We start from the raw sequence: 25,686 nt of genomic DNA on the forward strand, positions 1-25,686 counted from the left end.
CGATCAGGATCGCGTCCTGGACGACGGCAAGGGCCGGCGTCGCCGGCCGACGGGGGTCACCCCCCGGTGAGGAGACAACGATGTCCGACACCCCCTCGATGGCTGATCTGCTGGGTGCCGATGCCCCGTCGAACTGGGGCCGGTGGGGCCCGGCCGACGAGCTGGGGTCCCTCAACTACCTCGACGCGGGCGAGGCGCTCCGCGGCGTTCAGCAGGTGCGCACGGGCGAGGTCTTCACCCTGCAGATCCACATGGGCCGCGCCGAGAGCCCGGGCGACCCACTGTGGCCGGGGCGGGAGAGCATCAAGCGGCAGAACGTCATGGACGAGAGCACGTGGGACGGCGACGGCGCCCCACAGTTCCCCGGCGGCCTGCACTACGCCGACGACACGGCTCAGATCTTCCTGCAGGGCTCCACGCAGTACGACGCGCTGGGGCACGTCTGGTACGACGGCAAGCTCTGGAACGGCTACGACGCCCGATCCACCGTGGGCGCGATGGACAAGGCCTCCGTGCTGCCGATCGCGGAGAAGGGCGTGGTGGGGCGCGGGGTGCTGGTGGACATGGCGCGCCACCGCGGCAAGGACTGGCTGGACAAGGGCGAGACGTTCGACCACGACGACCTGGAGGCCGCGGCCAAGGCCCAGGGCGTCACCATCGAGCCGCACGACGTGCTCTGCGTCCGTACCGGCTTCATGAAGTACTGGTACGAGCTCAACGACAAGGAGCAGTTCTACGACGGCTTCAACGAGCCGGGGCTCACCTACTCGCGTGAACTTGTGGACTGGTTCAAGGACCGCGAGATCCCCAACCTCGTCACCGACACCATCGCGAACGAGGTGACCTACGAGCCGGGCTCGGGCATCGCGCTCCCGCTGCACTGCGCGCTGATGCGCAACCTCGGCGTCGCGCTCACCGAGATCGCCTGGCTCGACGACCTGGCCGATGCCTGCGCCGCCGACGGCCGCTGGAGCTTCCTCTACGTGGCAGCGCCACTGAAGATCGTCAACGGCACCGGCGCCCCGGTGAACCCGGTGGCGATCCGCTGACATGGGCACTTACGACGAGAGGCCGTGGCTCCCGCTCTACGCCGACGGGCAGCCGCACGACATCGAACCCGAGTTCACCGACGCACTGGCGATGTTCCGGGCGGCGGTGGGGCGCAATCCCGACGGCGACATCATCCGCTACTTCGACGGCCGGATCACGCTGCGCGAGCTCGACGAGCTCTCCGACGCGTTCGCGGTGGGCCTGCTCGACTCCGGGTTCTCCGCTGGCGACCGGGTGGCGCTGTACCTGCAGAACGTGCCGCAGTTCGTCATCGCGATGGTGGGCACCTGGAAGGCAGGCGGCATCGCCGTCTCCGTCAACCCGATGAACCGGGCGCGCGAGCTGGACCTGCTGCTGCGCGACTCGGGCTCGAAGGTGCTGGTGTGCCTGGAGGGCCTGTACCGCGACGTCGCGGCCGCGGTGGTGGACCGCACCGAAGTGGCCACGGTGATCACCACGTCGGAGCTGGAGTACCAGGCTCGCGACGATTCCCGGATCCTCGGCGGGATCGAGCGGATCGAGCTGCCCGGCACCGTCGACATGGCGGGGCTGATCGACCGGTTCCGCGGGCAGCGGCCGCCGTCAGTGTCCTTCTCCCCCGACGACACCGCGTTCCTGACCTATACCTCCGGCACCACGGGCCCGCCGAAGGGTGCGATGAACACCCACGGGAACGTGGTGTTCAACAGCCAGGCCTACCGGCAGTGGTGCGGCCTCGGGCAGGACGACGTCGTGCTGGGCGTCGCACCGCTCTTCCACATCACCGGTCTGATCGCCCATGTCACGCTCTCGCTGCTGCTCGGGGCACCGCTGGTGCTGTTCTGCCGCTTCGAGCCCTCGATGGCGATCGAGACCATCCGCGACGAGCGTCCGACGTTCACGGTCGGGTCGATCACGGTGTTCATCGCCCTGATGAACGCCCCCAACGCGGAACGCGACGCGCTGGCGTCGCTGACGAAGATCTGGTCGGGCGGGGCACCCATCCCGCCGTCGACCGTCACGGCGTTCTCGGCGGCCTTCGGGCAGTACATCCACAACATCTACGGGCTCACGGAGACCACGTCGCCGTCGCACGGCGTGCCGGAAGGCGTCGAGGCCCCGGTGGACAAGGCGTCGGGTGCGCTGTCGGTCGGCGTCCCCATATACAACACAGTGGTGCGCATCGTCGGCGACGACGGCGAGGACCTCCCGCCCGGAGAGATCGGCGAGATCGTCACGACCGGGCCGCAGGTCGTCGCGGGCTACTGGAACAAGCCCGACGAGACCGCGTCCGCCATCCCGAAGGGCGCCCTGCACACCGGCGACGTCGGTTATATGGACGACCGTGGCTGGTTCTACATCGTCGACCGTAAGAAGGACCAGATCAACGCGGGCGGCTACAAGGTATGGCCGCGCGAGGTCGAGGACGTGCTCTACGAGCACGAGGCGGTGCGGGAGGCCGCGGTGGTGGGCGTCCCGGACGAATACCGGGGCGAGACGGTCAAGGCGTTCGTCAGCCTGCGGCCGGGCCGGTCGGTGACGGCGGAGGAGCTCATCGCGTTCGCCAAGGAGCGGATGGCGGCCTACAAGTACCCCCGGCAGGTCGAGTTCCTGGACGAGATCCCGAAAACGGTGACGGGCAAGCTCCTGCGCCGCGAGCTGCGCACGCGCGAGCAGGCCTGAGAAACACGCACGCTCCCGCGGCGCGGAGACGTCGCGGGAGCGTTGCGGGCGGGTACCCGGAGCGCATGAGGATGCGCGTGCGGCGAGCCGTGTTCGCCGACCGCGCCGAGGCGGGCACCCGGCTCGGCGCGGACCTGCGCGTACGGAAATGGTGCGACCCCGTCGTGCTCGGCCTCGCGCGCGGCGGGGTGCCGGTTGCGGCCGGCGTGGCCACAGCTCTCCACGCTCCGCTCGACGTGGCGGTCGCACGCAAGATCGGCGCACCCGCTCAGCCGGAGTGGGGGCTCGGCGCGGTGACCGCCGACGGCCCCGTCAACTGGGACCCTGCCTCGCTCCGCCGTGCGCGCGTGGCCGCCGCGGATCTGGCCGAGGCCGTTGCACGGGAGAAGGAGGAAGCGGCCCGGCAGTTGCGGCGGTACAGGGAGGTGGCTGCTGTGGTGCCTGTCGCGGACCGGGACGTGGTGCTCGTCGACGATGGGCTCGCCACCGGGGTCACCGCCCGCGCTGCGCTACGCCGGCTGCGCGACGACAGCCCCCGCTCCGTGGTGCTGGCCGTGCCGGTGGGGCGGGCGGGCACCGCGGACCGCCTACGGGCGGAAGGTGCCGCCGACGACGTCGTGGCTCTCATAGCGCCGGCCGTGCTGGTGGCCGTGAGCTGTTGGTACCGGGACTTCGGCCAGACCCCCGACGCCGAGGTGCTCGCCATCCTGGCTGCCGCACGGCGAGCTGACAGCCCCGGGCGTTGAAGAGGGCTGCTCACGCGCGAGGGGCGGCACCCGGATCGGGTGCCGCCCCTCGGCGTGGTGCTACCGGTGTGCGGTGATCAGCTCAGGCTGACCTTGGCGCCGGCGTCCTCGAGCTTGGCCTTGGCGGCGTCGGCCGCCTCCTTCGGAATGGCCTCGAGGATCGGCTTGGGGGCCGACTCGACGAGGTCCTTGGCCTCCTTGAGGCCCAGGCCGGAGACGAGCTCGCGGACGACCTTGATGACCTGGATCTTCTTGTCACCGGCGGCCTCGAGGACGACGTTGAACTCGTCCTTCTCCTCGGGGGCCTCAGCCGCGGCGGCGGGGCCTGCGGCGGCCGCGACGGCAACCGGGGCGGCCGCGGTGACGTCGAAGGTCTCCTCGAACTTCTTCACGAACTCCGAAAGCTCGATCAGGGTGAGGTCCTTGAAGGCCTCGAGCAGCTCGTCGGTGGACAGCTTCGCCATGGTGGCGCTTCCTCTCTTGGGGTGTAACTACGCAGGGGGGTGGTGGTCAGCTCTCGGCGGAAGCCGGAGCCTCGGAGGCGTCGGCGGACGCCGGGGCCTCGGTGGCGTCGGTGGCGTCGGCATCGGCACCTGCCGGAGCCGCACCGCCCTCCTCCGCGCGCTTGTCGGCCAGGGCCTGCGCCAGGCGAGCCATCTGGGACGCCGGGGCGGCGAACAGGCCGGCAGCCTTGGCCATCGTGCCCTTCATCGCGCCGGCCAGCTTCGACAGCAGGACCTCGCGCGACTCCAGGTCGGCGAGCTGGTTGACCTCGGCGACGGTCAGCGTGCGACCGTCCATGAAGCCGCCCTTGATCACGAGGGCCTGGTTCGCCTTGGCGAAGTCGCGCAGCGCCTTGGCAGCGTCGACGGGCTCGCCGGTGATGAAGGTGATCGCCGTGGGGCCGACGAGCAGCTCCTCGAGACCATCCAGGCCTGCGTTCTCGGCCGCCCGCTTCACCAGGGTGTTCTTGGCGATGCGGTAGCTGGCGCTGTCGCCCAGCGAGCGGCGCAGCGTCGTCAGCTGGGACATGGTGAGGCCGCGGTACTCGGTGACCACCGAGGCGGACGAGCCCCGGAACTTCTCGGCGATCTCGTCGACCGCCGCGACCTTGTCAGGTCGGGCCATCCCTTGCCTCCTCTCGGTTGTCGGGTGGTCGTGCACGTGACTGACCCACCGTCGACGGAGCCGGAGAAGACGAACGCCCCGGCGCAGGAGCGCACGGGGCGTGGCAGACGGCGCGCACCAGCGCACCTCGCGATGACCTCGTCCTCCTGCGCGGGCCGCCCGCTGTCGCGGAACCTTCGTACGCCACCGGCGATCACTCGCCGACGACGTAGACCTGCGGTCTTCGGTGGAACCACTGACCAGGATACGCGACGTGACATTCGTGCCGACACCGGTATGTCACGAGGCCGCCGGGTGAATCCGATCGAGTAGCAGGCTCCTCATTTGCTCTCGACGCCGGCGATCTTCCAGCGGCCGTCGATCTTCTGCCCCGTGACTGTCAGGCGGCCGGCCGCCGCAAGCTGGGTGGGCTGGCCGTCGTCGGCGGCGGCCCGGGTGGCCTGCTGGTCCATGAACGCCACGAGCATTGCTCGGTCGCCGGTGATCTCCTTGACCGCGGAGAGCGTGACCGTGGCCGATACCACGGCCTGTTGCTGCGGCGCGAGGTCGCGGACCTGGCCGAACAACCGGTTGAACTGGTCGGCGAACTCCGGCGTGATCACGGCGCGGGCGGCTCGCTCGTTCTCGTCGAGTCGGGCGAAGTCATAGGAGTAGATGGTCTGCAGCGCGTCGGTGAGCTGGCCCGACACCTCGGCCGTGGTTCCGACGTCGACCAGGGCGGAGTTGGCCGCGGACGGGGTGTCGCGCAGGTGCGCGTCTTCGCTGCCGAAGAGCACCGCGAGACCGGTGAGCACCACGAGCGCGGCGGCGAGGAGAGGCACCCGCAGGGAGCGCTTGCTCCCGCTGTCCGACGCGAGATCGGCTGCCGGCTCCTCCGCCGGCGTCACCGCGCGTTCCTCGGTCGTCGGCTCTTCGGACGCCGATGTCTCGGGCGCCGGCTGCTCGGGCGCTGGTTCTTCGGCTGTCGGGTCTTTCGGCGGGTGGCCCGACGCGCTCAGGCCCGACGGGCCCGGGGCCGAGGGCTCGGCGACCGGTACGGAGCCGAGCGGGATGGGCCGGGTGCGCACGTCGTCCGAGGCGGAGCGATCAGCGGTGGTGGTGCGCTGCGCAGCGGGTGCGGTTCCGGCCACCCGGGGGCGGCGGATCGTGCTCACCCGGGAACGCGGTGTGCGGGGACGTGGGGGCATGGTGAGCGTCTCCTGCTCTCAGCTTGCCGGGGAGCGGACCGGGGCGAGCCTGCTCGCCTTCCAGCCGGCATCGGTGCGGGTCATCTCCAGCTGCAGGCGCTGGCGGGTGACCACGGGGTCCTGCCCCTGGGGAACGACCTTGACGTCCACCCCGATGAGCACGCGGGCGGTGCCGGCACGGACGTCGAGCTCGGCCACCGCGGCGTCGGCGACGGTGGCCGTCGTGACGCGCTTGGAGTCGGTGACGACCTTGGAGTACTCGGCGCGGTTGGCGCGGAACTCGTCGAGCAACGGTCCGGTCGAGGTCTGTTCCCACAGGTCGAGTCCGGCGTCGACGTGGGTGAAGTCGAGGCTGTTGAGGTTGATGGCGGCCTGCTGCGCGTCGAGGAGCACGGCATCGCGCTGGGCGGCCAGCTCGAGGCCGTCGTCGCCGAGCGCGAGGGCCCACCGCACGCCGAAGAAGGCCGCGACCACCGCCGCCACCGCCACCAGTACGGCGAGCACCCGCACGAGGGTGGTGGCCTGCCGTGGCCGGGCAGGCGCTGACGGAGCCGCGGGCGGGTCGTCGAGAACGGTCATGGAACCTCCAGCCGTCGGGGGACGGATCAGCTGAGCAGGATCTGGGCCAGGGAGCTCAGCGGGGGAGCCGAATCCACGGGCGCCGATCCGGCGGGCAGTGGCCCGGGCGGTCCGACCGGGGCGTTCGCGGGCGGCGTCGGGGTGGCTGCGTGCGGGACGTTCTGGGCACCCCGGACGCTGATCGGGCTCCCGGGAGGCTCCGCGCAGTAGGCGTCCTCGTTGAGCTCGACCGGCCCGACCTCGCTCCCTGCCCGGTGCGGTGTGTCCTCGTAGCCCTGCGTGCACGGGAACGGGTCGAAGAGATTCACGGCGAGGCCGAGGTGGGCCGTGCCGTCGTCAGGCACCGCGGTGTAGCCGTTCGAGGCCAGCCCGGGATAGGTGACGAGCAGCTGCCGCAGCCCGTCCTGGCGTGGCTCGGCGACCCGCGACACCGTGAGCAGGTCGGCGAGGAGCTGGGAGAGCCCCGGACCGCTCTCCCGGAGCAGGCCGACCACCTCGTCGGACACGTCCGGGCCGGTGACGAGCAGCCTGCGCAGGTCGGGGTCGGACGTCGCGAGCTGGTCGGCGAGCAGCGACAGGTCGTGGCTGAAGCTCTTGAAATCCCCGGACACGTCGTTCTGGGTGGTGAGCACCGTGCGCCCGTCGTGGATCAGCGCCAGTGTCTGCGGCAGCGCGTCGACGGCGTCGGCGGTGAACGCGTTGGTGGTGTCCAGGATCTTCTGCAGGGGCTGCGCGGTGCCCTCGAAGGCATCGCCCAGCTGGTCGACGACGGTGCGCAGGGAATCCAGCGGCACCGAACGGACGAAGTCGTCCAGGCTGACGACGAGGTCCTCGATCGGCACCGGGGTGCTGGTCCGCGACATCGGGATCACCGATCCGCCGTCGAGTACCGGGCCACCGTCGCTGGTGGGCTGCAGGTCGACGTACTGCTCCCCGATCGCGGAGAGGTTGTGCACCGCGGCGTCCAGGTCCGCGGGGATCGGTGGGGCGTCGCGGTTGATGTCGAGCCGCACCTCTACGCCGTCGGGGATCAGCGTGAGCGGACCGACACGGCCGACGCCGACCCCGCGGTAGGTCACGTCGGCGCCGGTGAAGATGCCGCCGGACTGGGCCAGCTGTAGTCGCACGGGATACGTCGTGGCGCCGAAGAGGTCGCCGAATCCGGCGTACCGGAAGCCCGCGTAGCCCACCCCGAGAGCGGTCACGAGGAGGAACGCGATCAGCTGTAGTCGTACCGCCTTGGTGATCACCGGCCGCCTCCCAGCAGGCCGCCGAGGATCCCGCCACCCTCGTTCGGCTCGGGTGTGGAGCTCGGCGTCTCCGGGGCGTCGGAGTCAGGGTCGGAGTCACGCGGCTGCGGGCCGGGGAGCCCTGGCAACGGGAGCAGGCCGTCGTCGCCGAGGAGCGGGACCTTCGGGAGCGACGGGGCGGTGGGGCCCAGCAGGGGGCCGAGCAGCTCGGCCGTGGGCGGCAGCCCGGGGATCGGGCCGTCCGGGCCGGGGAAGGGCTGATTGGAACGTGCGAGGTTCTGCAGGATGTGGCCGAGGTCGAGATCGGCGCGCGCATAGAGGTTGGCGTAGTCGCCTGCGAAGCCGTCGACCGAGCCGTCGGTGAACGGGAAGGTGGGCAGGAGCTCGAGCGAGTTGACCAGGTCGGGGCCGGATTCGGCGAGCTTGCCCAGGATCGGCTGCAGCAGTTTCAGGTCGGCGAGCACGTCGTCCCGGCTGCGGTTGATCACGTCGGTGGCGACGCCGGAGAGCCTGTCGAGTGCCTGCAGCATGTCGACGAGTTGCGCGCGCTGGGCCTCCAGCTCCTTGAGCCCGGGCGCGAGGTCGTCGAGCGCGGTCTTGATCTGGTCGCGGCGGTCGTTCAGCGTGGAGGACAGCCGGTTGATCTCGTCGAGCGCGCGCGTGATCTCGGTCTTGCGGTCGTCGAGCGCGCCGACGAGATGGTCCAGGTCGTCGAGCAGTGCGCGGATCTCGGGCTCGTTGCCGGTGAGCGCCTTGTTGAGCTCGCTGGAGATCGTCCGGATCTGTGCGATGCCCCCGCCGTTGAGCAGGAGCGACAGCGCCCCGAGCACCTCCTCCACCTCCGCCGCCCGGCTGGTGCGGGCGAGCGGGATGGTGGCGCCGTCGGCGATCGGCGGTGGCGACGCCGCTCCAGGCGCTTCCTGTGGGCGGGAGAGCTCGACGAACTTCTCGCCCAGCAAGCTCGTGGTGCGGATCCGGGCCTGCGCATCGGCGGGCAGCGCGACGTCGCGGTTGACGAGCACGCTCACCAGCGCCGTCCAGGTGGGGCTGACGCTGATGTCGGTGACGGTGCCGACGGAGACGTCGTCGACCTTCACCAGCGACTGGGGAACGAGGTCGACGACGTCGGAGAACTCGATCGTGAGCCGGTAGGGGTCGGGGCCCAGGGCCGCGCCACCCGGCAGGTCGACGCCGCGCAGCCCGCCGGAGAGCACGCCGCACCCGCTGGTGAGCAGCGCGACCACGGTGACGAGCGCGCCGAGTCGGAGCGACGCCCGGCCCATCACTTGTCACCGCCCGCGTGCGCCGGCGGTGGGTCCGTCGGTAGCGCCAACCCGGGCACGGGCGGCAGCTGACCGGACTGCAGGGAGTTGATCACCTGCGCGGGGCTCGGCAGCGGCACGGCACCGGACAGCACGGGTTCGAGCTGGGAGCAGGTGTCGGAGAGGGTGGGCGGCAGGTCGGCGGGCGTGCCGCGCTTGAGCGCCTGGCAGATCAGCACGATCGGGGGCAGCGACAGCTCGTTGATGTCGGCGCGGGTGTCGAGGGTGCCCGAGGAGCCGTTGTAGGTGTTGGCGAGGTTGGACAGGCCTACGGGGGCGATGTCGAGGATCTCGGCCAGCGCCTTCTGCTGCTTGACCAACACCGCGGTGACGTCGGTGAGCTTGTCGACGTTGGACTTGATCTCGCCCCGGTTGTCCCGCACGAAGTCGGCCACTTCACCGAGGGCGATCGACAGCTCCGAGACAGCGCTGCCGAGGTCACCCCGCTCGTCGGCGAGGAAGCCCGAGACGTCCGCGAGCCTGCCGTTGAACTCCCGCACCTGGTCGTCGTTGTCGGCGAGCATGGACGTGAACTTCTGCAGCTCCGTGACGGTGCCGAAGAGATCCTCGCGCGAGTTCGCCAGCGTCCCTGACAGCTCGCCCAGGTTGTGGATCGTGTCGTTGAGCTTCCGGCCGTTGCCGTCCAGGTTCTCCGCCCCGACGTCGAGCGCGTCGGAGAGCGCCCCCTTCGCGTTCACCCCGTCCGGTCCGAGTGCCTTCGAGAGCTCGGTGGCCGTGCGCGTGAGCTCGTCCACCCCGAGCGGGGTGGCGGTGCGCTCGACCGGGATGACGGCCCCGTCGGTCAGCTCCGGGCCGCCCGAGAAGGTGGGGGTGAGCTGGACGTAGCGACCGGTGACGAGGCTGGGTGAGACGACGACGGCGCGCACGTCGGCCGGGAGCTTGAGCTCGGCGTCGGTGATCCGCATCTCCACACGCACCTGCGTGCCCTGCGGTTCGACCTTGGTGATCGTGCCGACCGGCACGCCGAGCACCCGCACGGAGTTGTCCTCGAACAGGGCCGTCGCCGACGTGAAGTACGCCGTGACCAGCCGCCCGGGCGGCTGGAGCACGAGATAGAGCCCGCCGGCGACCAGCACGGCCACCACGGCCGCCAGCGCGGTGAACTGAAGCTGGCGGCGGTCGGTGAGGGTGAGCCCCATCCTCAGCACCCCCCCGGGTTGATCGGGCCGACGGTCGGGGGCACCAGTCCGCAGAGGTAGCTGTCGAACCAGCGGCCGTTGCCGACGGCGTTGGTGAACAGCCGCACGAACACCGCCTCGAGCCGCAGCCCGTTGTCGAGGGCATCCCGGTTGCGCTGCAGCAGCGCGGCGACCTTGTCGAGCTTCTCCAGCGTGGGCCGCAGCTGGTCGCGGTTGTCTGCGACCAGGCCCTGCAACTGCTTCGACAGCTCGCGCGTGCCGTCGAGCAGTGCGCTGATCGCCTCCTTGCGCTTCTGGAGCTCGGAGAGCAGGAGGTTGCCGTCGGAGAGGAGCTTCTCGAACTCGTCGTTCCGATCGGCCAGCACACCGGAGAGCTTGTGGGTACCTTCGAGCAGCTTGTGGATCTCCTCGTCCCGGCTCGCGATGGTGGTGGAGAGGCGGGAGAGCCCGTCGAGGGCGCCGCGGACCTCGGGGGCGGTGTCGCGGAACGTGTCGGCCAGCGTGGTCAGGCTCTGCGCAAGCTGCTTGGTGTCGAGCTGGTCGATCGTGCCGGAGAGCCCGTCGAACGCCTCCACCACGTCGAACGGGGACGCGGTGCGGGCCAGCGGGATCACGGCTCCGGGTTCGAGGGCGTTGTCGCCCTGTGGGTCGAGCGCCAGGTACTTCGAGCCAAGCAGCGTCTTGATCTCGATCGAGGCGGAGGTCCGGTCGCCGACCCAGGCGTCGGAAACCGTGAAAGTGACGAGAACCCGGTCACCGGCCAGCTCGACGGAGCCGACCCGCCCGGCCTCGACGCCCGCGATGGTGACGAGGTCGCCGGAGGTGAGCCCGGCGGCCTCGCCGAACTCGGCGCGGTAAGTGGTGCCGCCGCCGAAGATCGCCGGGCCGTTGAAGGCCAGCACGACGATGAGCACGATCGTCAGCAGGCCGATCACAGCGGTGCGGACGGGGTTGCGCTGTCCGGGCATCAGTGGTCCCCCGGCAACGACAGAGCAGGTGGCAGCGCGGGCAGCCCGGGACCGTCCGGGGCGACGGGAGGGATGCCGCCGAGCGGATTCGGCTTCTCGCCCTCCACACCGTCGGGGTCGGGTCCGCACCGCGGGGAGGCGCTGGTGAATGCCGGGATCTCGGCCGTCGGGAGGTAGGGCTCGAGCCCGACGGAGCCGGTGAGGCCGCACAGATAGAACTGGAACCAGCTGCCGTAGCTGCCCGCCCGGGAGACCGTCTCCAGCTTCCCCGGCAGGTTCAGCAGGGTCTGCTCCAGCTTGGGCGCCTGGTCGTTCAGGTTGCCGGCGAGGTCACCGAGCGAGGCGATGTCCTGGCGCAGCGCGGGCCGCCCCTCCTCGACGAAACCGGCCGTGACCGTGGTGAGCTTGCCGATGGAGACGATCGCGTCGCCGATCGGCTTGCGGTCCTCGGCGAGGCCGGACACCAGTGCCTGCAGGGAGCTGATGAGGTCCGACAGCTGCTGATCCCGCGCGTTGACGGTGTCGAGCACCGCGTTGAGGTTGTCGATGACCTGCCCGATCACCTCGTCGCGGTCGGCGAGCGTGTTGGTCAGTGACGATGTGCTCGCGAGCAGGCTCTGCACGGTGCCGCCCTGCCCCTGCAGGACCTGGATGATCTCGAAGGACAGCTGGTTGACCTGCTGCGGGTCGAGCGCGGCGAACAGCGGCTTGAACCCGTTGAACAGCGTGGTGAGGTTCAGCGGCGGGCGGGTGCGCTCCACCGGGATCGTGCCCCCTGGCGGAAGGGTGTCGCCGGTGGGCCCGGCACCCAGTGCGAGCGACAGGAACCGCTGGCCGATGAGGTTCTTGTAGAGGATCGCGCCCGTCACCGATGCCGGGAGCCGCTGGTCCCGGGAGACGCTGAAGGCAACCTCGGCGACCCGCTTGTCGACGATCCGGATGTCGTCGACGGTGCCGACGACGACCCCCGCGATCCGGACGTCGTCGCCGGGCAGCAGCCCCGATGCATCCGTGAAGCGCGCGGTGTAGGCCGTGTGCTCCCCCGGCGACGCGTTCGCGATGGTCAGCGCCAGCACGGTGGTGGCCAGCGCGACCACGACCGTCAGCGCGGTGAACTTGATCAGCGGCCCGTACGGGATCCTGCTCACGTCAACGCCACCTCGGTGCCCCGGTAGAGCGGACCGACCAGCATCGAGCTCCAGTTCGGCACCGCGGACGGCGACGTGCCGTCGCGGGCCGCGGTGAGCTCGGCGACGATCTGCTGCTCGCCCGGTGAGTTGGGCAGCCCCATGCCGGTGTAGCCGGCCGGGCCGGGGTACGAGGCCGGAGCCGTGCCGAAGTCCTCCGCCCCGACGTCCTCGGGGTCGCCCATCGGCGTGCCGACGGGCGGTGGCGACGGTTTCGAGCCGTCCTTGAACGGGCCGTCCGGCAGTTGTTCGGGGCCGAGGTCCCGGATCGGGTAGCAGCGCGGGCCGCGGTCGTCGAGGTAGCGCGGCTCGTCCTGGTCGGGCACGTACTTGCCCTTGTTCGCGACGATCTCCAGCGTGATGCGCAGCCCCGGCCGGTCGGTGCCCACGCCGAACGCCTTGTCGATGCGCGGCACGAGGCCTGCGAGCTGGCCGAACAGGCACGGGAACTCCGGCGCGTAGCGCGCCAGGCTCTCCAGGGTGGGGCGGCTCGACGACGCCAGCCCGATGATGTTGCCGCGGTTCTCCACGAGGAACGCCTTCAGGTCGTCCGACGCCTCGGTGACCCCGGTGAGCAGGTCGTTCAGCTGCTGGCGTTGCTCCACGACCGTCCTGCTGGTGACGCTGAAGTCCTCCAGGGCGTCGAGCAGGTCAGGGGCGGCGTCGTTCGCGTTGGCGGCGAAGTCGGCCAGCTGCGTGATGTCCTCCTGCAGGTCGGGCACCGCGGGGCGCAGCCCGCCCGTCAGCTGCTGCAGCTGCACCAGCGTCTTGCCGAGGTCCTCGCCGCGGCCGGACAGCGCTTGCGACAGGGCACCGAGCGTGGTGGCGAGGTCCTGAGGTTCGACGGCTTGGAGGAGCGGGAGCAGCCCGTCGAGCACCCGTTCCACCTCGCGGGCGGCCGCGCTCCGGTCCTCCGGGATCACGTCACCCGCCGCGAGCGACGGCCCCGGCGGCCCGCTGGGTGGCACCAGCGACACGTACTTCTCCCCGAACAGGGTCTTGGGGATCAGCCGCGCCGAGACGCTCCGCGGGATCAGCGCGATCTTGTCGCGGTCGAGCGCGAGTTCCACCGTGGCGCCGGTCCCGTCGGTGCTCACCGACCTGACGGTGCCGACGTTCAGACCCCGGACCTTCACGTCCGCGCGAGGCGCGAGCTGGGTGCCGACCCGATCGACCTTCAACGTCACCGGCACGGCGTCGGAGAAGAACCCGGCGTAGGCGCCCACGGCGAGCCCTGCCATCGCGAGCAGCACCACGACGAACGCGAGCCCCTGCAGCCTGCGCTTCACGACAGGCCTCCGCCGATGAGCTGCGCCGCCGTCATCCGGCCACGCTCACGGACGTCGAGGTGCCGTAGATGACCAGCGTGAGGAAGAAGTCGAGGATCGCCGTGCTGACGATCGACAGGCGCACCGACCGCCCGACCGCGATGCCGACGCCCGCCGGGCCGCCCTTGGCGCTGTAGCCGTAGTGGCAGTGGATCAGGATGATCACGACCGCGAAGATGATCACTTTGAGATACGAGTACAGCACGTCGCTGACCGGCAGGAACAGATCGAAGTAGTGGTCGTACGTGCCGCCGGGCAGGCCGTTGATCAGCGTGACGTTGAGCCGTGACGCGGCAAAGCTCGCCAGGAGTCCGATCGTGTACATCGGGATGATCGCGATCACGCCCGCGATCACACGGGTGGTGATGAGGAACGGCACGCTGGGCACCGCCATCACCTCCAGCGCGTCGACCTCCTCGGAGATCCGCATCGCGCCCAGCTGTGCGGTGAAGCCGGCGCCCAGGGTGGCGGTGAGCGCCGCCGACGCCACGAGAGGCGCGATGTCGCGGGTGTTGAAGTACGCGGTGATGAAGCCGGTGAGCGCCTCGACCCCGAGCGAGTCCAGCGCCCGGAAGCCCTGCAGACCCACGAGGCTGCCGACGAAGAGCGACAGCGACAGCATCACGCCGGCAGTGCCGAGGATGACGATCAGCGCGCCGGAGCCGAAGCTCACCTCGGCCAGCAGCCGGGCGATCTCCGAGCGGTAGCGGCGCAGCGTGCGCGGGATCCACACGATCGCGCGGGCGTAGAGCGAGAGCTGCTCACCCAGCTCCTCCAGCACCTGCAGCGGCGCGTCCACCACCCGGCGCGCCCGGCCGTTCAGCAGCGCCACGTCACGACCCCTTCGGCGGCACGAGCTCGAGGTACAGCGACGTCAGCACCAGGTTGATCAGGAACACCAGCACGAATGAGATGACGACGGACTGGTTCACCGCGTCGCCCACGCCCTTGGGTCCCGGTGGCGGGTTGAGGCCGCGGTAGGAGGCGACGATGCCGGCGGTGAAGCCGAACAGGGCCGCCTTGATCTCGCTCACCACGATGTCGGAGACCTGCGCGATCGCCGAGAAGCTCGCGATGTAGGCGCCGGGGGTGCCGCCCTGCACCACGACGTTGAAGAAGTAGCCGCCGGCGACGCCCACCACCGTGGCGAGCCCGTTGAGCACCACCGCTGTGGTGGCCATCGCGAGCACCCGGGGAACGACGAGGCGCTGGATGGGCGAGATGCCCAGCACCTCCATCGCGGCGATCTCCTCGCGGATCGTCCGGGCTCCGAGGTCGGCGCACACCGCGCTGCCGCCTGCGCCGGAGATCAGCAGGGCGGTGACGATCGGCGCGGCCTGCTGGACGATCGCGAGCACGCTGCCCGCGCCGGTCTGGCTCTGTGCGCCGAACTGGCGGGTGAGGTCGGCCAGGAGCAGCGCGATCGTGGCGCCGAACGGGATGGTGAACAGGGCCGTCGGGAGCGCGGAGACCTTGGTGACGAACCAGGTCTGCTCGATGTACTCGCGCAGCTGGAACGGTGGTCGGAAGGTGTTGCGGACGACGTCGATCCCGAGTCCGAACAGTCGTCCGACGGGGGTGAGGGCGCGGGTGATCGGGGCAGGTGCCGTCATGTTCGCCGCCTCAGGACCGGTGCCGGCCGTGACCGGGCGGAGGGGGTGGTGGACCGTCGGCCCCCGGCCGCGGGTCACGGTCCGGGTCGCCGACATAGCCGGGGTCGAAGGTGTCGAAGCCGTCGGCCTCCGGGCCGTACCCGGGCGCTCGGGGCGGGTAGCCCGGCACCGGGCCCCGCGAGCGCCACCGCCAGCCCGTTCTCGGCGGCGGTGTCTGCAGGGGAGGTGCGACGGGCCGGGGGTCCGGCAGCGGGTCGTGGGCGTAGTTCTCCCGGATCGCCTGCTGAGCCGCGGCAGGCAGTGTGTGCAGCATCTGTTGCACACGCTGACGGCGGCGGCCGACGGCCTTGCGCTCCCCCACACCCGGGCTCGGCTGCAGCTGCGGCTTCATGGGCGGCAGCCCAGCGAGCTCCCCAGCTTCCTGCATCTCCCGGGCGGCCTGCGCGGTGTCCTTCTCCTCCGACATGCCGATCGGGCCCTGCCTGCGCCCGTTCAGGAACTGGGCGACCACCGGCTCCTCGGACGTCAGCAGCACCTCGCGCGGCCCGAACATCGCCAGGTGCTTGCGGTAGAGCATCCCGATGTTGTCCGGCACCGTCTGCGCCGTGTTGATGTCGTGCGTGACGATCAGGAACGTCGCGTCCGTCTGCGCGTTCAGGTCGATGATCAGCTGGTTCAGGTAGGCCGTTCGCACGGGGTCGAGACCGGAGTCCGGCTCGTCGAACAGGATGATCTCCGGGTCGAGCACCAGCGCTCGCGCCAACCCCGCGCGCTTGCGCATCCCCCCGGAGATCTCGCCGGGCAGCTTCCGCTCGTCGCCGGTGAGGCCGACCATCGCCATCTTCTCCGCGACGATGTCGCGGATCTCCGACTCCGACTTCTTCGTGTGCTCGCGGAGCGGGAACGCGATGTTGTCGTAGAGGTTCATCGAGCCGAACAGCGCGCCGTCCTGGAACAGCACGCCGAACAGCTTGCGCAGCTCGTAGAGACGCGACTCGGAGCAGCGCACGAGGTCGGTGCCGTGGATGACGATCGATCCCTGCTCCGGCTTCAGCAGCCCGATGAGGGTCTTGAGGAACACCGACTTGCCGGTGCCGGACGGCCCGAGCAGCACCGACACCTCGCCGGGTGGCAGCGTCAGCGACACGTCGGACCAGATGTTGGCGCGGCCGAAGGACTTCGAGAGCCCTTCCACCTTGACCTCGACGCCAGCCACCGGTGCCTCCTGAACCTTCTCGTCGGGAGCGGGCCGGCCGATGTGCGCGGACCGGCCGGCTGCCCACGAAAGGGTCAACGAGGCCTGGTGATCTCGGTTACTCGCCGGTCATAGAACGCCGCGAGGTTACCCCAGATGGACGCTCAGTCACCCCCAACCGCACTAGTCCGCTCGCGGTGTGTCACGCCGCGGGGACGGGGAGCACCGCCAGATCCTCGGCGTGGAACCGCTCCTCGAGTTGCTCGGGGGAGGCGTCGACGTCGATGGCGCGCACGTCCGCACCCCGTGCCGACTCGATGGCGCCGAGCCTGCGCCCGACCTTGTCCATCGCGTACTCCGCGAGCTCGTTCAGGTCGACGGAGAACGGCGGTTCCTCGCCCTCGAACTCCTCGAAGGTGTGCGTGACCACGCCCATCGCCGGCACCAGCAGCTCCTGCATCCGCTCGTCGACGACGTCCCAGAGGCTGTCGTCGGCGGCGACGTGGCGGCGGCAGGTGAACGTCCCCCACGCCATGTGGCGGCGCTCGTCGTCACCGATGAGCTTGATGACCTGCTGCATGCCGGGCAGGATCCCGCGGCTCGAGCACACCTTCGCCCACGTGAAGTAGCCGGTGAGCGCGAGCGTGCCCTCGACGATGTGGTTGTAGGTGACCGAGGCGCGGATCTGGTTGTGCGGCGACGGGTCGGCCGCGAGCGCGTACAGGCTGTCCGGCAGCTGCCGGGTGAAGATCTCCATGTAGTGCGGGTTCGTCTCGATGTAGGAGTGCAGGTCCTCGGTTAGCCCGACGGCGTCGAACCACCGGCGGAACGCCTCGGTGTGCCGGGCCTCCTCGAACACGAACTGCGTCAGGTACATCTCGTCGGCGATACGGCCCTCGGCTGCCATCGCCGCCACGAACGGCTGCAGGTCCTGGGTGACCGACTCCTCGCCCGCCATGAACTGCGTGGCGAGCGAGCAGGTCCACCAGCGCTCGTGCTCGGTCATCTCGGCGACGTCACGCGCGTCCTGCGTGAAGTCGATGTCGGCGGGGTTCCAGTGCCGGGCGTTGCCCTTGCTGAACAGGCGCATCGGCAGGGAGTCGAAGTTCAGCCCCCCGCGCTGCAGGGTCGCGAACCCGGTGCGCCTGCCGTGCTCGATCGATCGCTTCTCGGTCACCGTCTCGCTCCTTTGCTGCGGTGGTCTGCTCAGTACCGGATGACGCCGCGGATGTTGCGGCCCTCGCGCATGTCCTGGTAACCCGTGTTGATCTCTTCCAGCGGGTAGGTCCTGGTCACGAGCTCCTCGAGCTTCAGCTGGCCGAGCCGGTGCAGCTCGAGCAGCCGCGGCACGTCGTGCTGGGCGCTGGAGCTGCCGTACAGCGCGCCCCGGATCTGCTTCTCGTAGAGCGTGAGCTCCAGCAGCGAGAGCTTCGCCGTGTCCTCGTCGGGGTGGCCGAGCGCCGTGACGACCACCCGGCCCCGCTTGCCGACGAGCTGCAGCGCCGGCTGCAGGTAGCTGCCCTCGGCCACGTCGGTGGTCAGGATCGCGGCGTCGGCGAGCTGACCACGAGTGAGTTCGGAAACCGTCGCCCACGCCTCGTCCATGTCGGCGGCCACGTGAGTGGCCCCCAGCTCCAGCGCCTTCTCGCGCTTGAACTCCACGGGGTCGACGGCCATCACGTACCGGCAGCCCGCCAGCTTCGCGCCCTGCACCGCGTTGGCGCCGATCCCGCCGACGCCGATGACGACGGCGGTGTCGCCGACCCGCAGGTCGGCCGTGCGGATCGCCGAGCCGACGCCCGTGGTGACCCCACAGCCGACGAGCGCCGCCAGCTCCAGCGGGATGCCCTCGTCGATCTTCACGACGGACTTGACCGGCACCACGGTGTGCCGTGCGAACGTGCCCAGCAGGCACATCTGCCCGATGTCCTCGCCGCCTTCGCCGTGGAAGCGGTAGGTGCCGTCGAGCTGTGGGCCGAGCATCGAGCCTGCGCCGTCGTTGCACAGGGAGGTGTAGCCGCGCACGCAGTAGCTGCACCGGCCGCACGACGGCAGGAACGTCATCACGATCGGGTCGCCGGTCTCCACCTCCGTGACCCCCGGGCCGACCTGCAGGACGCGCCCGGCTCCCTCGTGCCCCCCGATCATCGGAAAGGCGATGGGCAGATCGCCGGTGACCAGGTGCTCGTCGGAGTGGCACAGCCCGCTCGCGACCAGCTCCACCAGCACCTCACCGGGGCCCGGTGGATCGAGCTCGACCTCCTCGACCTCCCACTTTCCGCCGAGCTCCCGGATCACCGCCGCCGTGGTCTTCATGGGGGTCAGCATGTCGTGGATCACGACCGAAAGCAGGGGGCCGCGGGTTCCTGTAATGGCCCATGGGTGCCAGTCGTCACGTCACGGGGAGAGGGAGCTCCAGGTGGGCCACCAGGCCACCGCCGTCCCGCGGCAGGAGGTGCAGCTCGCCGTCCATCGCCGCCACCAATGCCTCGACGATCCACAGCCCGATGCCCGCCGTGCCCCGCCGGTCCCCGAGGGCGACGCCCTTCGCCGTCACCATGCCCTCCTGGCCGGGTGGGAGGCCCGGACCGCGGTCGCGCACCTCGGCCACCAGCCGGCCGTCCGCATGCCTCAGCTCCAGCTCGACGACCGCCTCACCGCTGTGCCGGGCGGCGTTCTCCACCAGGTTGGTGAGCACCCGGCGCAGCCTCTGCGGGTCGCACCGGACCACCGCGTCCGGCGGCGACACCCGTGCCGACCGCCGCGCCGGTTCCACTCCCGCCGCGTCCAGCACGGCGTCGGCGAGCTCGACCAGCCGGACCGGCCGCTCCCGCACCCTCCCGAGCGGCGAGCCCTCCCGCACGGCGACGTCGGCGAGCCCGTCGAGCATGTCGCGCAGGTGCACGGCGTGCTCGGCCAGCAGCCGGGTCGCCGTTTGCCTGGCGTCCCCGGTGAGCCGGTCGGCGGCGAGGTCGGCCGACAGCGCGGTGAGCGACGCGACCGGCGTACGGAACTCGTGCAGGACGACCCGCACGCCGTCCATCCGCGCCTCCTGGGCGGCGAGCAACCGGGCCCGCAGATCACGCTCCTCCAGGAAGGCCTCGTGCTCGGCGAGCGCCCTGGCGCGCGACACCGCGGCCACCGCGAACTGGCGCTCCAGCATGCGCAGCAACACGCCCACCAGCACCGCTGCGGCGACCAGATAGCCCGTCCACCACGCCCCGGCGAGCAGCCGGTCGATGAGGGGAACGCCCGCGTCCGACCCGAGAACCGCGCACACCGTGAACGCAACGCCGACCCCCAGCGCCGCGAACCTGCCGATCACCGCCCCGCCACGCAACGACGCGGCGATGACGACCAGCGGCAGAATCGCGACCATGATGCTGGTGGCCCCGCCGGTCAGCGCGCAGGCGATCAACGTCAGCACCGCGTCAACCGACGTCGTCAGCCACGCCGGCAACAGCCGCCGTCCGCGCCATTCGGCCACCGCGAGCGCGGTCGCGTAGCCCAGCGCCGCCAGCACGAATACCCCGAGCGTCACCGCATGCCCGCGGGCGAGCTGCGGGCCGAGGACGATCGCCAGCCCGACCGAACAGACGACCAGCAGGCGGATGAGGACGGTGATGCGCTCCTCGACCGACGACAGGGCGCGGACGGCGCCGTCCATGTGCACGGCGCCAGCATCTCCCACATCGAGGCAGCCGTACGAGGCGCTGGACCGGGCTGATCCGAGCATCGGCGCCCGGTCCGGTTTGCGGGCACTAGTGTCGCGGAAACGAGGTTCCTTGCCCGGATCCGGTGTCCAGGCGCTGTGTCCCTGCGGGACACCCGCACCCGGGCAATCGCAAGGCGGAGGAGGCGCCGATACCGCTGTTGTATCGGCGCCGACGACAACGCCGCGAGGCGCCGCCTGGGCGCCGGAGACGGGTAAGACGACCTCGTTTCCTCGGCACTAGGATCCGGCGCCGTGCGCGACGGCCGGTACGTCGTGGTCATCGTCGACGACCACGCCCTGTTCTCGCAGGGGTTGGCACTGCTGCTGGAGTCGCGCGCCGGCGATGCGTTCGTCGTGGCCGGATCAACCACTGCCGGTGAGGAGGCGGTGGCCCTGGTGGGCCGGGAAGCGGCCGACATCGCGATCGTCGACCTCGCGCTGCCCCCGCTCGGCGGCGTGACGACCATCCGCCGTCTGACGGCGGCCTACCCCGCGACCAAGGTGCTCGCGCTGTCGGGCACCGAGGACATGGGGCTCGCGGCAGCCGCTCTGCGGGCAGGGGCCACCGGTTTCCTCGGCAAGTCGGCCGATCCCGAAGTGCTCGTCGCACCGCTGCTGACGATCGCCGCCGGGGTACGTGTGCTGCCCGCCGACCTGCTCGACGCTCTGCTCGCGGCGGGCGACCGGGCGGGCGACGGGCTCCTCGAACGTCTGGACCGCCGGGACCTGCAGCTGTGGGAGTTGCTGGCCCGCGGCCTGGAGACCGCAGAGATCGCCAAGCCGATGCTCGTGAGCGAGCGCACGGCCAAGCGGATGATCGCCGCCCTGCTGCACAAGCTCGGCGCGGCGAACCGGATCGAAGCGGCGGCCCTTGCCGGCCGCTACGGCCTGCTGGACGGCAACGACCGCATCCGCCGTTGAAGATTCGTCACATCCGACGCGAACAACACCAAATTGCGGAAACCTGTTCACCGCGTTTCGCGCCGCGTTCTACAGACTTGCCGCACATCGTCCACTCGCCGATGATTGACAGGTGAGAAAGCATGTACGGAATTTCATCGTGTTAGCTGCTGTTGCGCCTTTTTCGCTGGCCCTCGTGGCCGCCGGCACGGCGAACGCCGCCACGTCGGCGCCGGCCGTCTCGTCCGCCCAGCACACCACCGGACGTAGCAACTCGCTGGAGCCGCTGGTCAACCTGCTCGCGCAGCGGCTGAAGACGGCCGACTCGGTCTCCACCGCGAAGTACGGCACGCCGTCCCCGGTGGACGACCCGGCGCGGGAGAAGACCGAACTCGATTCCGCCGCAGCGATGGCGACCAAGCAGGGGCTGGATCCGAACGCCACCCGAAAGATATTCAGCGACCAGATCCAGGCCAACAAGGTCGTTCAGTACGGCCTCTACTCCCGGTGGACCGCGCTCCCGAACGAGATCCCCAAGACCAAAGCGGACCTGACCAAGCTGCGCACCCAGCTCGACACGATCACCAACGACCTCATCCGCGATCTGGCAGCGACGAAGGCCGCCCGCAGCAACTCCGGCTGCAAAGCCCACCTGGAGTCCACGGAACGCAGCGTCAGCCGCGCGAACCACTTCGACGCGCTCCACGTCCAGGCGTTCGACCGGGCTCTCGTCTCCGTCTGCACCTGAGCCCTCGGCTCTGGCCCGTCCGGGCCGAACGTGGCCCGAAAGCCGGGTCGTGCTCCGCCACGCCGTCCGCGAGACTGCGCCGATCGAACGACGATCGAGAGGGGCTGCGACGTGACGGCGTTCCGCGACGAGGCCGAGGTCTACGAGTTCCTCGGCGGGATCTTCCGCCGGGGAATGGCGGACCAGGAGTTGGTGGAGAAGCTGCGTCCGTCGGGGGTGGTCCTTCGGGTCACGTACTCCGACCCGCGGGCGGTGATCACGGTGGACATGCCGAATTCCGAGATCCACGAGGGAGCGGGCACGGGGCCGGAGCCGAACGTCGAGCTCTTCATGACGGCCGACACGGGCAACCGGTTCTGGCTCGGCAAGGTGATCCTCCCCGTGGCCCTGGCGAAGGGCGAAGTGCGGGCCAAGGGGCCGGTCGCGAAGCTGCTCAAGGTGCTCCCGTTGGCGAAGGGCATGTTCGGCCCCTACCGCGCCCATCTCCAGGAAGCCGGTCGCGCCGATCTGCTCGACGCGTGATCGCCCCTCGACGGACGCAGGTCTACGCGCGTGGCCGGTGCGCGCGGACGGCCTGACGCGCAGCACGGAGCAGAGCCACGACGTCGTCGCGCACCAGGTGGCGTGACCGGGGAGCAGCGAGCTCGCCCGGGGCGGGCAACCTGCTGTCCACGCCGTAGCGCGGGGCGGCGACCGCGATCGCGACGAGGACGACGGGCAGTATCCAGACCGGCATGTCCATGGCTGAAGCCTGTCTAAGATTGGCCTGCCTATAAATGGCCAATTCGACGGAGGTGGCTTGCGTGGACCGGGACGACGTCGAACGCCGGATCGGAGCGCGCAGCTTCGCGCGGCTGCTGGGCGACTGGCGCCCGCCCGACGGCAGGCGCCTCGCCGGCGCCCTCGCCGACCGGATCCGGCTCCTCGTCCTCGACGGTCGGCTCCCGCTCCAGACGCGCGTCCCGGCCGAGCGCGAGCTGGCCACGGCCCTCGCGGTGAGCCGCACCACCGTTGCCACCTGCTACGACGTGCTGCGCGACGCCGGCGTGCTACGCAGCAGGCGGGGCGCCGGCAGCTGGACACAGCTCCCGGCCGATACCCCCGGTGCCGTGCGCGCGTCGCCGTTCTCCCCCCATGGCGACCGGTCACTGTTCGACCTCGCACACGCCGCCCTGCCCGCGCCGTCGCCGCACCTGCGCGCCGCCGCCGCTGCGGCCGTCCACGATTTCGACGCCCACCTGGGCGGGCACGGCTACGAGCTGCTCGGGCTGCACGCGCTGCGCGCCGCCGTGGCCGACCGCTTCACTGCGCGCGGTGTGCCGACGAGCCCCGAACAAGTACTGGTCACGAGCGGTGCTCAGAACGCGATCTTGCTCGCGCTCACCGCGCTGGCCGGTCCGGGTGACCGCGTGCTCGTGGAACACCCGACGTACCCCAACGCCCTCGACGCCGTCGCCGCGCGCGGTGCCCGTGCCGTGCCGGTACCCATGGGCCCGCACGCGGACGGCACCGGCAGCTGGGACCTCGACCTGCTCACGGGCGTGATCCGCGATGTCGCTCCCCGCCTGGCCTACCTCATCCCCGACTTCCAGAACCCCACCGGCGCCCTGCTCGACGACGCCGGCCGCGAGCGGCTCGTCGACCTCGCCCGCCGCACCAGTACCCCGCTCATCGTCGACGAGACACTGGCCGAACTGAGCCTGGACGGACCGTCGATGCGCCCCGTCGCGGCCTACGGCGCCGCCGACTCACCCCTCGTGCTCACGATCGGGTCGGCGAGCAAGGTCTTCTGGGGCGGCCTTCGGGTCGGCTGGATCCGGAGCTCGGCCGCGATGGTGCGCCGGCTCGCCGCTCTGCGGGCATCCGTCGACCTGGGCAGTCCGGTGCTCGAGCAGTTGGTCGCCGCGCGCCTGATGGCCGACGTCGACGTGATCAGCGCGTCCCGGCGGGCCGAGCTCACCGCCGCGCGTGACCACTTGCTCGGGCGCCTCACCGAGGCCTTCCCCCGGTGGCGTCCGTCGCGGCCCGGTGGCGGGTTGAGCCTCTGGGTCGATCTCGACGAGCCCGTCTCCAGCCGGCTGACGGTGGCCGCCAGGCGCTACGACGTACTGCTCGCCGCGGGACCACGGTTCGGCCTGGACGGCGCGTTCGAACGTCAACTGCGGATGCCCTACACGCTGCGGCGGGACCGGATGGACACCGCTTTGGAACTGCTCGTCGCGGCCTGGCGCGGGCTCGATCACGTCGGGCCCGCGGCGGACGACGACCCCGTCGCGGTGGCGTGATCACAGCTACGAAACGGTCAACATCGACCGTAAGGTGAGCGCGAACGTGGCCACAGCGAACGAATGGAGGGCCGGATGGCGCACGGGGCCGAGGCACGTACCGGGCCGCTGGCTGGGCTCAAGGTCGTGGAGCTGGCCGGGATCGGGCCGGGGCCGCACGCCGCGATGATCCTCGCCGACCTCGGGGCCGACGTGGTGCGCATCGACCGGCCGTCCGGCGGCCTGAAGCTCGGTTCCCCCGATGTGCCCGACCCGACGCAGCGCGGTCGCCGCCGCGTGGTGGCCGACCTGAAGGACCAGGCGGGCCGGGAGACGGTACTGCGCCTCGTCGAGCACGCGGACGTGCTGCTGGAGGGCTACCGGCCGGGCGTCACCGAGCGGCTGGGCGTCGGCCCGGAGCAGTGCCACGCCCGCAACCCGCGGCTGGTCTACGGGCGGATGACCGGCTGGGGCCAGGACGGCCCGTTCTCAGCACGAGCGGGCCACGACATCAACTACATCTCGCTGACCGGAGCGCTGCACGCCATCGGCCGGCCCGGGGAGCGGCCAGTGCCGCCGCTGAACCTCGTGGGCGACTTCGGCGGCGGGTCGATGCTGCTGGTCGTCGGCGTCCTCGCGGCGCTGTGGGACGCGGAGCGATCCGGGCAGGGACAGGTGGTCGACGCCGCGATGGTCGACGGCGCGTCGCTACTCGTCCAGATGGTCTGGGGCTTCCTCGCACAGAAGGCATGGGTCGACGAGCGCGGCGCCAACCTGCTCGACGGCCACGCCCCCTTCTACGACACCTACACCTGCTCCGACGGTGGGCATGTCGCGGTGGGCGCCCTCGAACCGCAGTTCTACGCGGCGCTCGTGGCCGGGCTCGGGCTCGCCGGCGCAGGGCTCCCCCAGCAGTACGACCGGGACAGCTGGCCGGAGCTTCGGGCCCGGTTCACCGAGACCTTCGCGACGCGCACCCGCGACGAGTGGGCCGCGCTGTTCGCCGACACGGACGCGTGCGTCACCCCGGTGCTCGCCTTCGGCGAGGTGGCCACGCACCCGCACGTCGCCGCCCGTCACACGGTCGTCGAGAACGAAGGCGTACCCCAGGCCGCACCGGCCCCCCGGTTCTCCCGCACCGCCACACAGCTGCCGGGCCCGGCTCGGGAGCCGGAGGACGTCGACCAGGTCCTGGCCGATTGGTCGTAGGTGCCGACGGGAGGGCCGCCGGCGCCTGGGGCCAGCTGGCTGGGATGACGGATGTCGGGCCCGACTGCTGATCACGGTCGACCGCTGCAGATGGCACGGTCGGTGGGGCCCGAACCGCTGATCATGAAGGACCCGTCGGCATGCGCCGCCGGATGATCATCACTTGGGGACCGCCGACCGCGGATAGCACGGTCGCGCCGCCCGCCCAGTGATCATCACTTGGGGACGCCGGGCCGCGGATGGCACGGATGTCGGGTCCGAAACGCTGATCATGCGCGCGCCGCCGGGCCCGCCACCGGATGATCGTCACTTAGGGCCTACCAGCCGCAAATAACGCGGTCGCGCGGCCCGAACCGCTGATCATGGACCGGCCGCCACCGCACGCCGCGAGTACCCATTGCTCGGAGCGAGCAGTTGCCGCCGGCATGGCCGCCCGGTCCGAGCCGCCGGTCATAATCTGCCCGGCCCCAGCCCA

The 25,686-nt window shown here is 70.9% G+C and carries 25 protein-coding genes; 8 read left to right on the forward strand and 17 right to left on the reverse strand.

Going from position 1 to position 25,686, the window contains the following annotated elements; genetic code table 11:
• The first annotated feature begins 80 nt into the window (after positions 1-80).
• The 3 genes from ABD743_RS17185 to ABD743_RS17195 all read left to right on the forward strand — a co-directional run bounded on the left by ABD743_RS17185 (position 81) and on the right by ABD743_RS17195 (position 3,458).
• The gene (locus ABD743_RS17185; protein WP_344723077.1) at positions 81-1,049 is read left to right on the forward strand and encodes a cyclase family protein; all 969 of its coding nucleotides are present in this window, start codon (positions 81-83) and stop codon (positions 1,047-1,049) included.
• Position 1,050: 1 nt separating this feature from the next.
• Complete coding sequence (locus ABD743_RS17190) at positions 1,051-2,712, forward strand: long-chain-fatty-acid--CoA ligase (RefSeq protein WP_344723078.1); 1,662 nt, start codon at positions 1,051-1,053, stop codon at positions 2,710-2,712.
• Between the two features lie 71 nt (positions 2,713-2,783).
• Entirely contained in the window at positions 2,784-3,458 is a 675-nt protein-coding gene (locus ABD743_RS17195; RefSeq protein WP_379658901.1) for a phosphoribosyltransferase, read from the forward strand.
• 77 nt (positions 3,459-3,535) lie between these two features.
• On the opposite strand, the gene rplL is transcribed toward ABD743_RS17195, so the two are convergent.
• The 16 genes from rplL to ABD743_RS17275 form a co-directional block, all read right to left on the reverse strand.
• A complete protein-coding gene (rplL, locus tag ABD743_RS17200) occupies positions 3,536-3,922 on the reverse strand; it encodes a 50S ribosomal protein L7/L12 (protein ID WP_344723080.1) in 387 nt (128 codons plus the stop codon).
• A 46-nt stretch (positions 3,923-3,968) separates the two neighbouring features.
• Positions 3,969-4,586 carry a 50S ribosomal protein L10 gene (gene rplJ, locus ABD743_RS17205; protein WP_344723081.1) on the reverse strand — a complete coding sequence of 206 codons (618 nt, stop codon included), beginning with the start codon at positions 4,584-4,586 and terminating at the stop codon, positions 3,969-3,971.
• A gap of 320 nt (positions 4,587-4,906) precedes the next feature.
• On the reverse strand, positions 4,907-5,773 hold the full coding sequence (locus ABD743_RS17210) for a hypothetical protein (protein WP_344723082.1): 867 nt from the start codon (positions 5,771-5,773) through the stop codon (positions 4,907-4,909).
• An 18-nt stretch (positions 5,774-5,791) separates the two neighbouring features.
• Complete coding sequence (locus ABD743_RS17215) at positions 5,792-6,352, reverse strand: hypothetical protein (RefSeq protein WP_344723083.1); 561 nt, start codon at positions 6,350-6,352, stop codon at positions 5,792-5,794.
• A gap of 26 nt (positions 6,353-6,378) precedes the next feature.
• Positions 6,379-7,602 (reverse strand): MCE family protein, encoded by a 1,224-nt coding sequence (locus tag ABD743_RS17220; protein WP_344723084.1) that lies wholly within the window; start codon positions 7,600-7,602, stop codon positions 6,379-6,381.
• Entirely contained in the window at positions 7,599-8,885 is a 1,287-nt protein-coding gene (locus ABD743_RS17225; protein ID WP_344723085.1) for an MCE family protein, read from the reverse strand. Before ABD743_RS17225 ends, ABD743_RS17220 begins: the two co-directional genes overlap by 4 nt.
• Positions 8,885-10,084, reverse strand: a complete 1,200-nt coding sequence (locus ABD743_RS17230) for an MCE family protein (RefSeq protein ID WP_344723086.1) — start codon at positions 10,082-10,084, stop codon at positions 8,885-8,887. The genes ABD743_RS17225 and ABD743_RS17230 overlap by 1 nt, the downstream gene beginning before the upstream one ends.
• Before the next feature lie 2 nt (positions 10,085-10,086).
• Positions 10,087-11,052 (reverse strand): MCE family protein, encoded by a 966-nt coding sequence (locus ABD743_RS17235; RefSeq protein WP_344723087.1) that lies wholly within the window; start codon positions 11,050-11,052, stop codon positions 10,087-10,089.
• Positions 11,052-12,200, reverse strand: a complete 1,149-nt coding sequence (locus tag ABD743_RS17240; protein ID WP_344723088.1) for an MCE family protein — start codon at positions 12,198-12,200, stop codon at positions 11,052-11,054. The genes ABD743_RS17235 and ABD743_RS17240 overlap by 1 nt, the downstream gene beginning before the upstream one ends.
• The gene (locus ABD743_RS17245; protein ID WP_344723089.1) at positions 12,197-13,528 is read right to left on the reverse strand and encodes an MCE family protein; all 1,332 of its coding nucleotides are present in this window, start codon (positions 13,526-13,528) and stop codon (positions 12,197-12,199) included. Before ABD743_RS17245 ends, ABD743_RS17240 begins: the two co-directional genes overlap by 4 nt.
• Positions 13,529-13,559: 31 nt before the next feature.
• On the reverse strand, positions 13,560-14,399 hold the full coding sequence (locus tag ABD743_RS17250) for an MlaE family ABC transporter permease (protein ID WP_344723090.1): 840 nt from the start codon (positions 14,397-14,399) through the stop codon (positions 13,560-13,562).
• Position 14,400: 1 nt separating this feature from the next.
• Complete coding sequence (locus ABD743_RS17255; protein ID WP_344723091.1) at positions 14,401-15,180, reverse strand: MlaE family ABC transporter permease; 780 nt, start codon at positions 15,178-15,180, stop codon at positions 14,401-14,403.
• A gap of 10 nt (positions 15,181-15,190) precedes the next feature.
• Positions 15,191-16,396, reverse strand: coding sequence for an ABC transporter ATP-binding protein (locus ABD743_RS17260; protein ID WP_344723092.1), 1,206 nt, complete (start codon positions 16,394-16,396; stop codon positions 15,191-15,193).
• A 181-nt stretch (positions 16,397-16,577) separates the two neighbouring features.
• Positions 16,578-17,552: a R2-like ligand-binding oxidase gene (locus ABD743_RS17265; protein ID WP_344723093.1), complete on the reverse strand. Its 975-nt coding sequence runs from the start codon at positions 17,550-17,552 to the stop codon at positions 16,578-16,580.
• Between the two features lie 29 nt (positions 17,553-17,581).
• Positions 17,582-18,691, reverse strand: a complete 1,110-nt coding sequence (locus ABD743_RS17270; RefSeq protein ID WP_344723094.1) for an NDMA-dependent alcohol dehydrogenase — start codon at positions 18,689-18,691, stop codon at positions 17,582-17,584.
• Between the two features lie 76 nt (positions 18,692-18,767).
• Positions 18,768-20,042, reverse strand: a complete 1,275-nt coding sequence (locus tag ABD743_RS17275) for a sensor histidine kinase (protein WP_344723230.1) — start codon at positions 20,040-20,042, stop codon at positions 18,768-18,770.
• 300 nt (positions 20,043-20,342) lie between these two features.
• Between ABD743_RS17275 and ABD743_RS17280 the strand changes: the two genes are divergently transcribed.
• The 3 genes from ABD743_RS17280 to ABD743_RS17290 all read left to right on the forward strand — a co-directional run bounded on the left by ABD743_RS17280 (position 20,343) and on the right by ABD743_RS17290 (position 22,260).
• Positions 20,343-21,011 (forward strand): response regulator, encoded by a 669-nt coding sequence (locus tag ABD743_RS17280; protein ID WP_344723095.1) that lies wholly within the window; start codon positions 20,343-20,345, stop codon positions 21,009-21,011.
• A 112-nt stretch (positions 21,012-21,123) separates the two neighbouring features.
• Positions 21,124-21,738 (forward strand): chorismate mutase, encoded by a 615-nt coding sequence (locus ABD743_RS17285; protein ID WP_344723096.1) that lies wholly within the window; start codon positions 21,124-21,126, stop codon positions 21,736-21,738.
• Between the two features lie 111 nt (positions 21,739-21,849).
• Positions 21,850-22,260, forward strand: a complete 411-nt coding sequence (locus ABD743_RS17290; RefSeq protein WP_344723097.1) for a sterol carrier protein — start codon at positions 21,850-21,852, stop codon at positions 22,258-22,260.
• Positions 22,261-22,282: 22 nt separating this feature from the next.
• Here the strand turns inward: ABD743_RS17290 and ABD743_RS17295 are convergent, their stop codons facing one another.
• Positions 22,283-22,480 carry a hypothetical protein gene (locus tag ABD743_RS17295; protein WP_344723098.1) on the reverse strand — a complete coding sequence of 66 codons (198 nt, stop codon included), beginning with the start codon at positions 22,478-22,480 and terminating at the stop codon, positions 22,283-22,285.
• A gap of 61 nt (positions 22,481-22,541) precedes the next feature.
• Between ABD743_RS17295 and yczR the strand changes: the two genes are divergently transcribed.
• Together yczR and ABD743_RS17305 are read left to right on the forward strand one after the other, a co-directional pair.
• A complete protein-coding gene (gene yczR, locus ABD743_RS17300) occupies positions 22,542-24,023 on the forward strand; it encodes a MocR-like transcription factor YczR (RefSeq protein WP_344723099.1) in 1,482 nt (493 codons plus the stop codon).
• Between the two features lie 75 nt (positions 24,024-24,098).
• Positions 24,099-25,211 carry a CaiB/BaiF CoA transferase family protein gene (locus tag ABD743_RS17305; protein WP_344723100.1) on the forward strand — a complete coding sequence of 371 codons (1,113 nt, stop codon included), beginning with the start codon at positions 24,099-24,101 and terminating at the stop codon, positions 25,209-25,211.
• Positions 25,212-25,686 lie beyond the last annotated feature (475 nt).

The sequence above is a fragment of the Pseudonocardia yunnanensis genome (assembly GCF_039534065.1).
GTDB lineage: Bacteria > Actinomycetota > Actinomycetes > Mycobacteriales > Pseudonocardiaceae > Pseudonocardia > Pseudonocardia yunnanensis.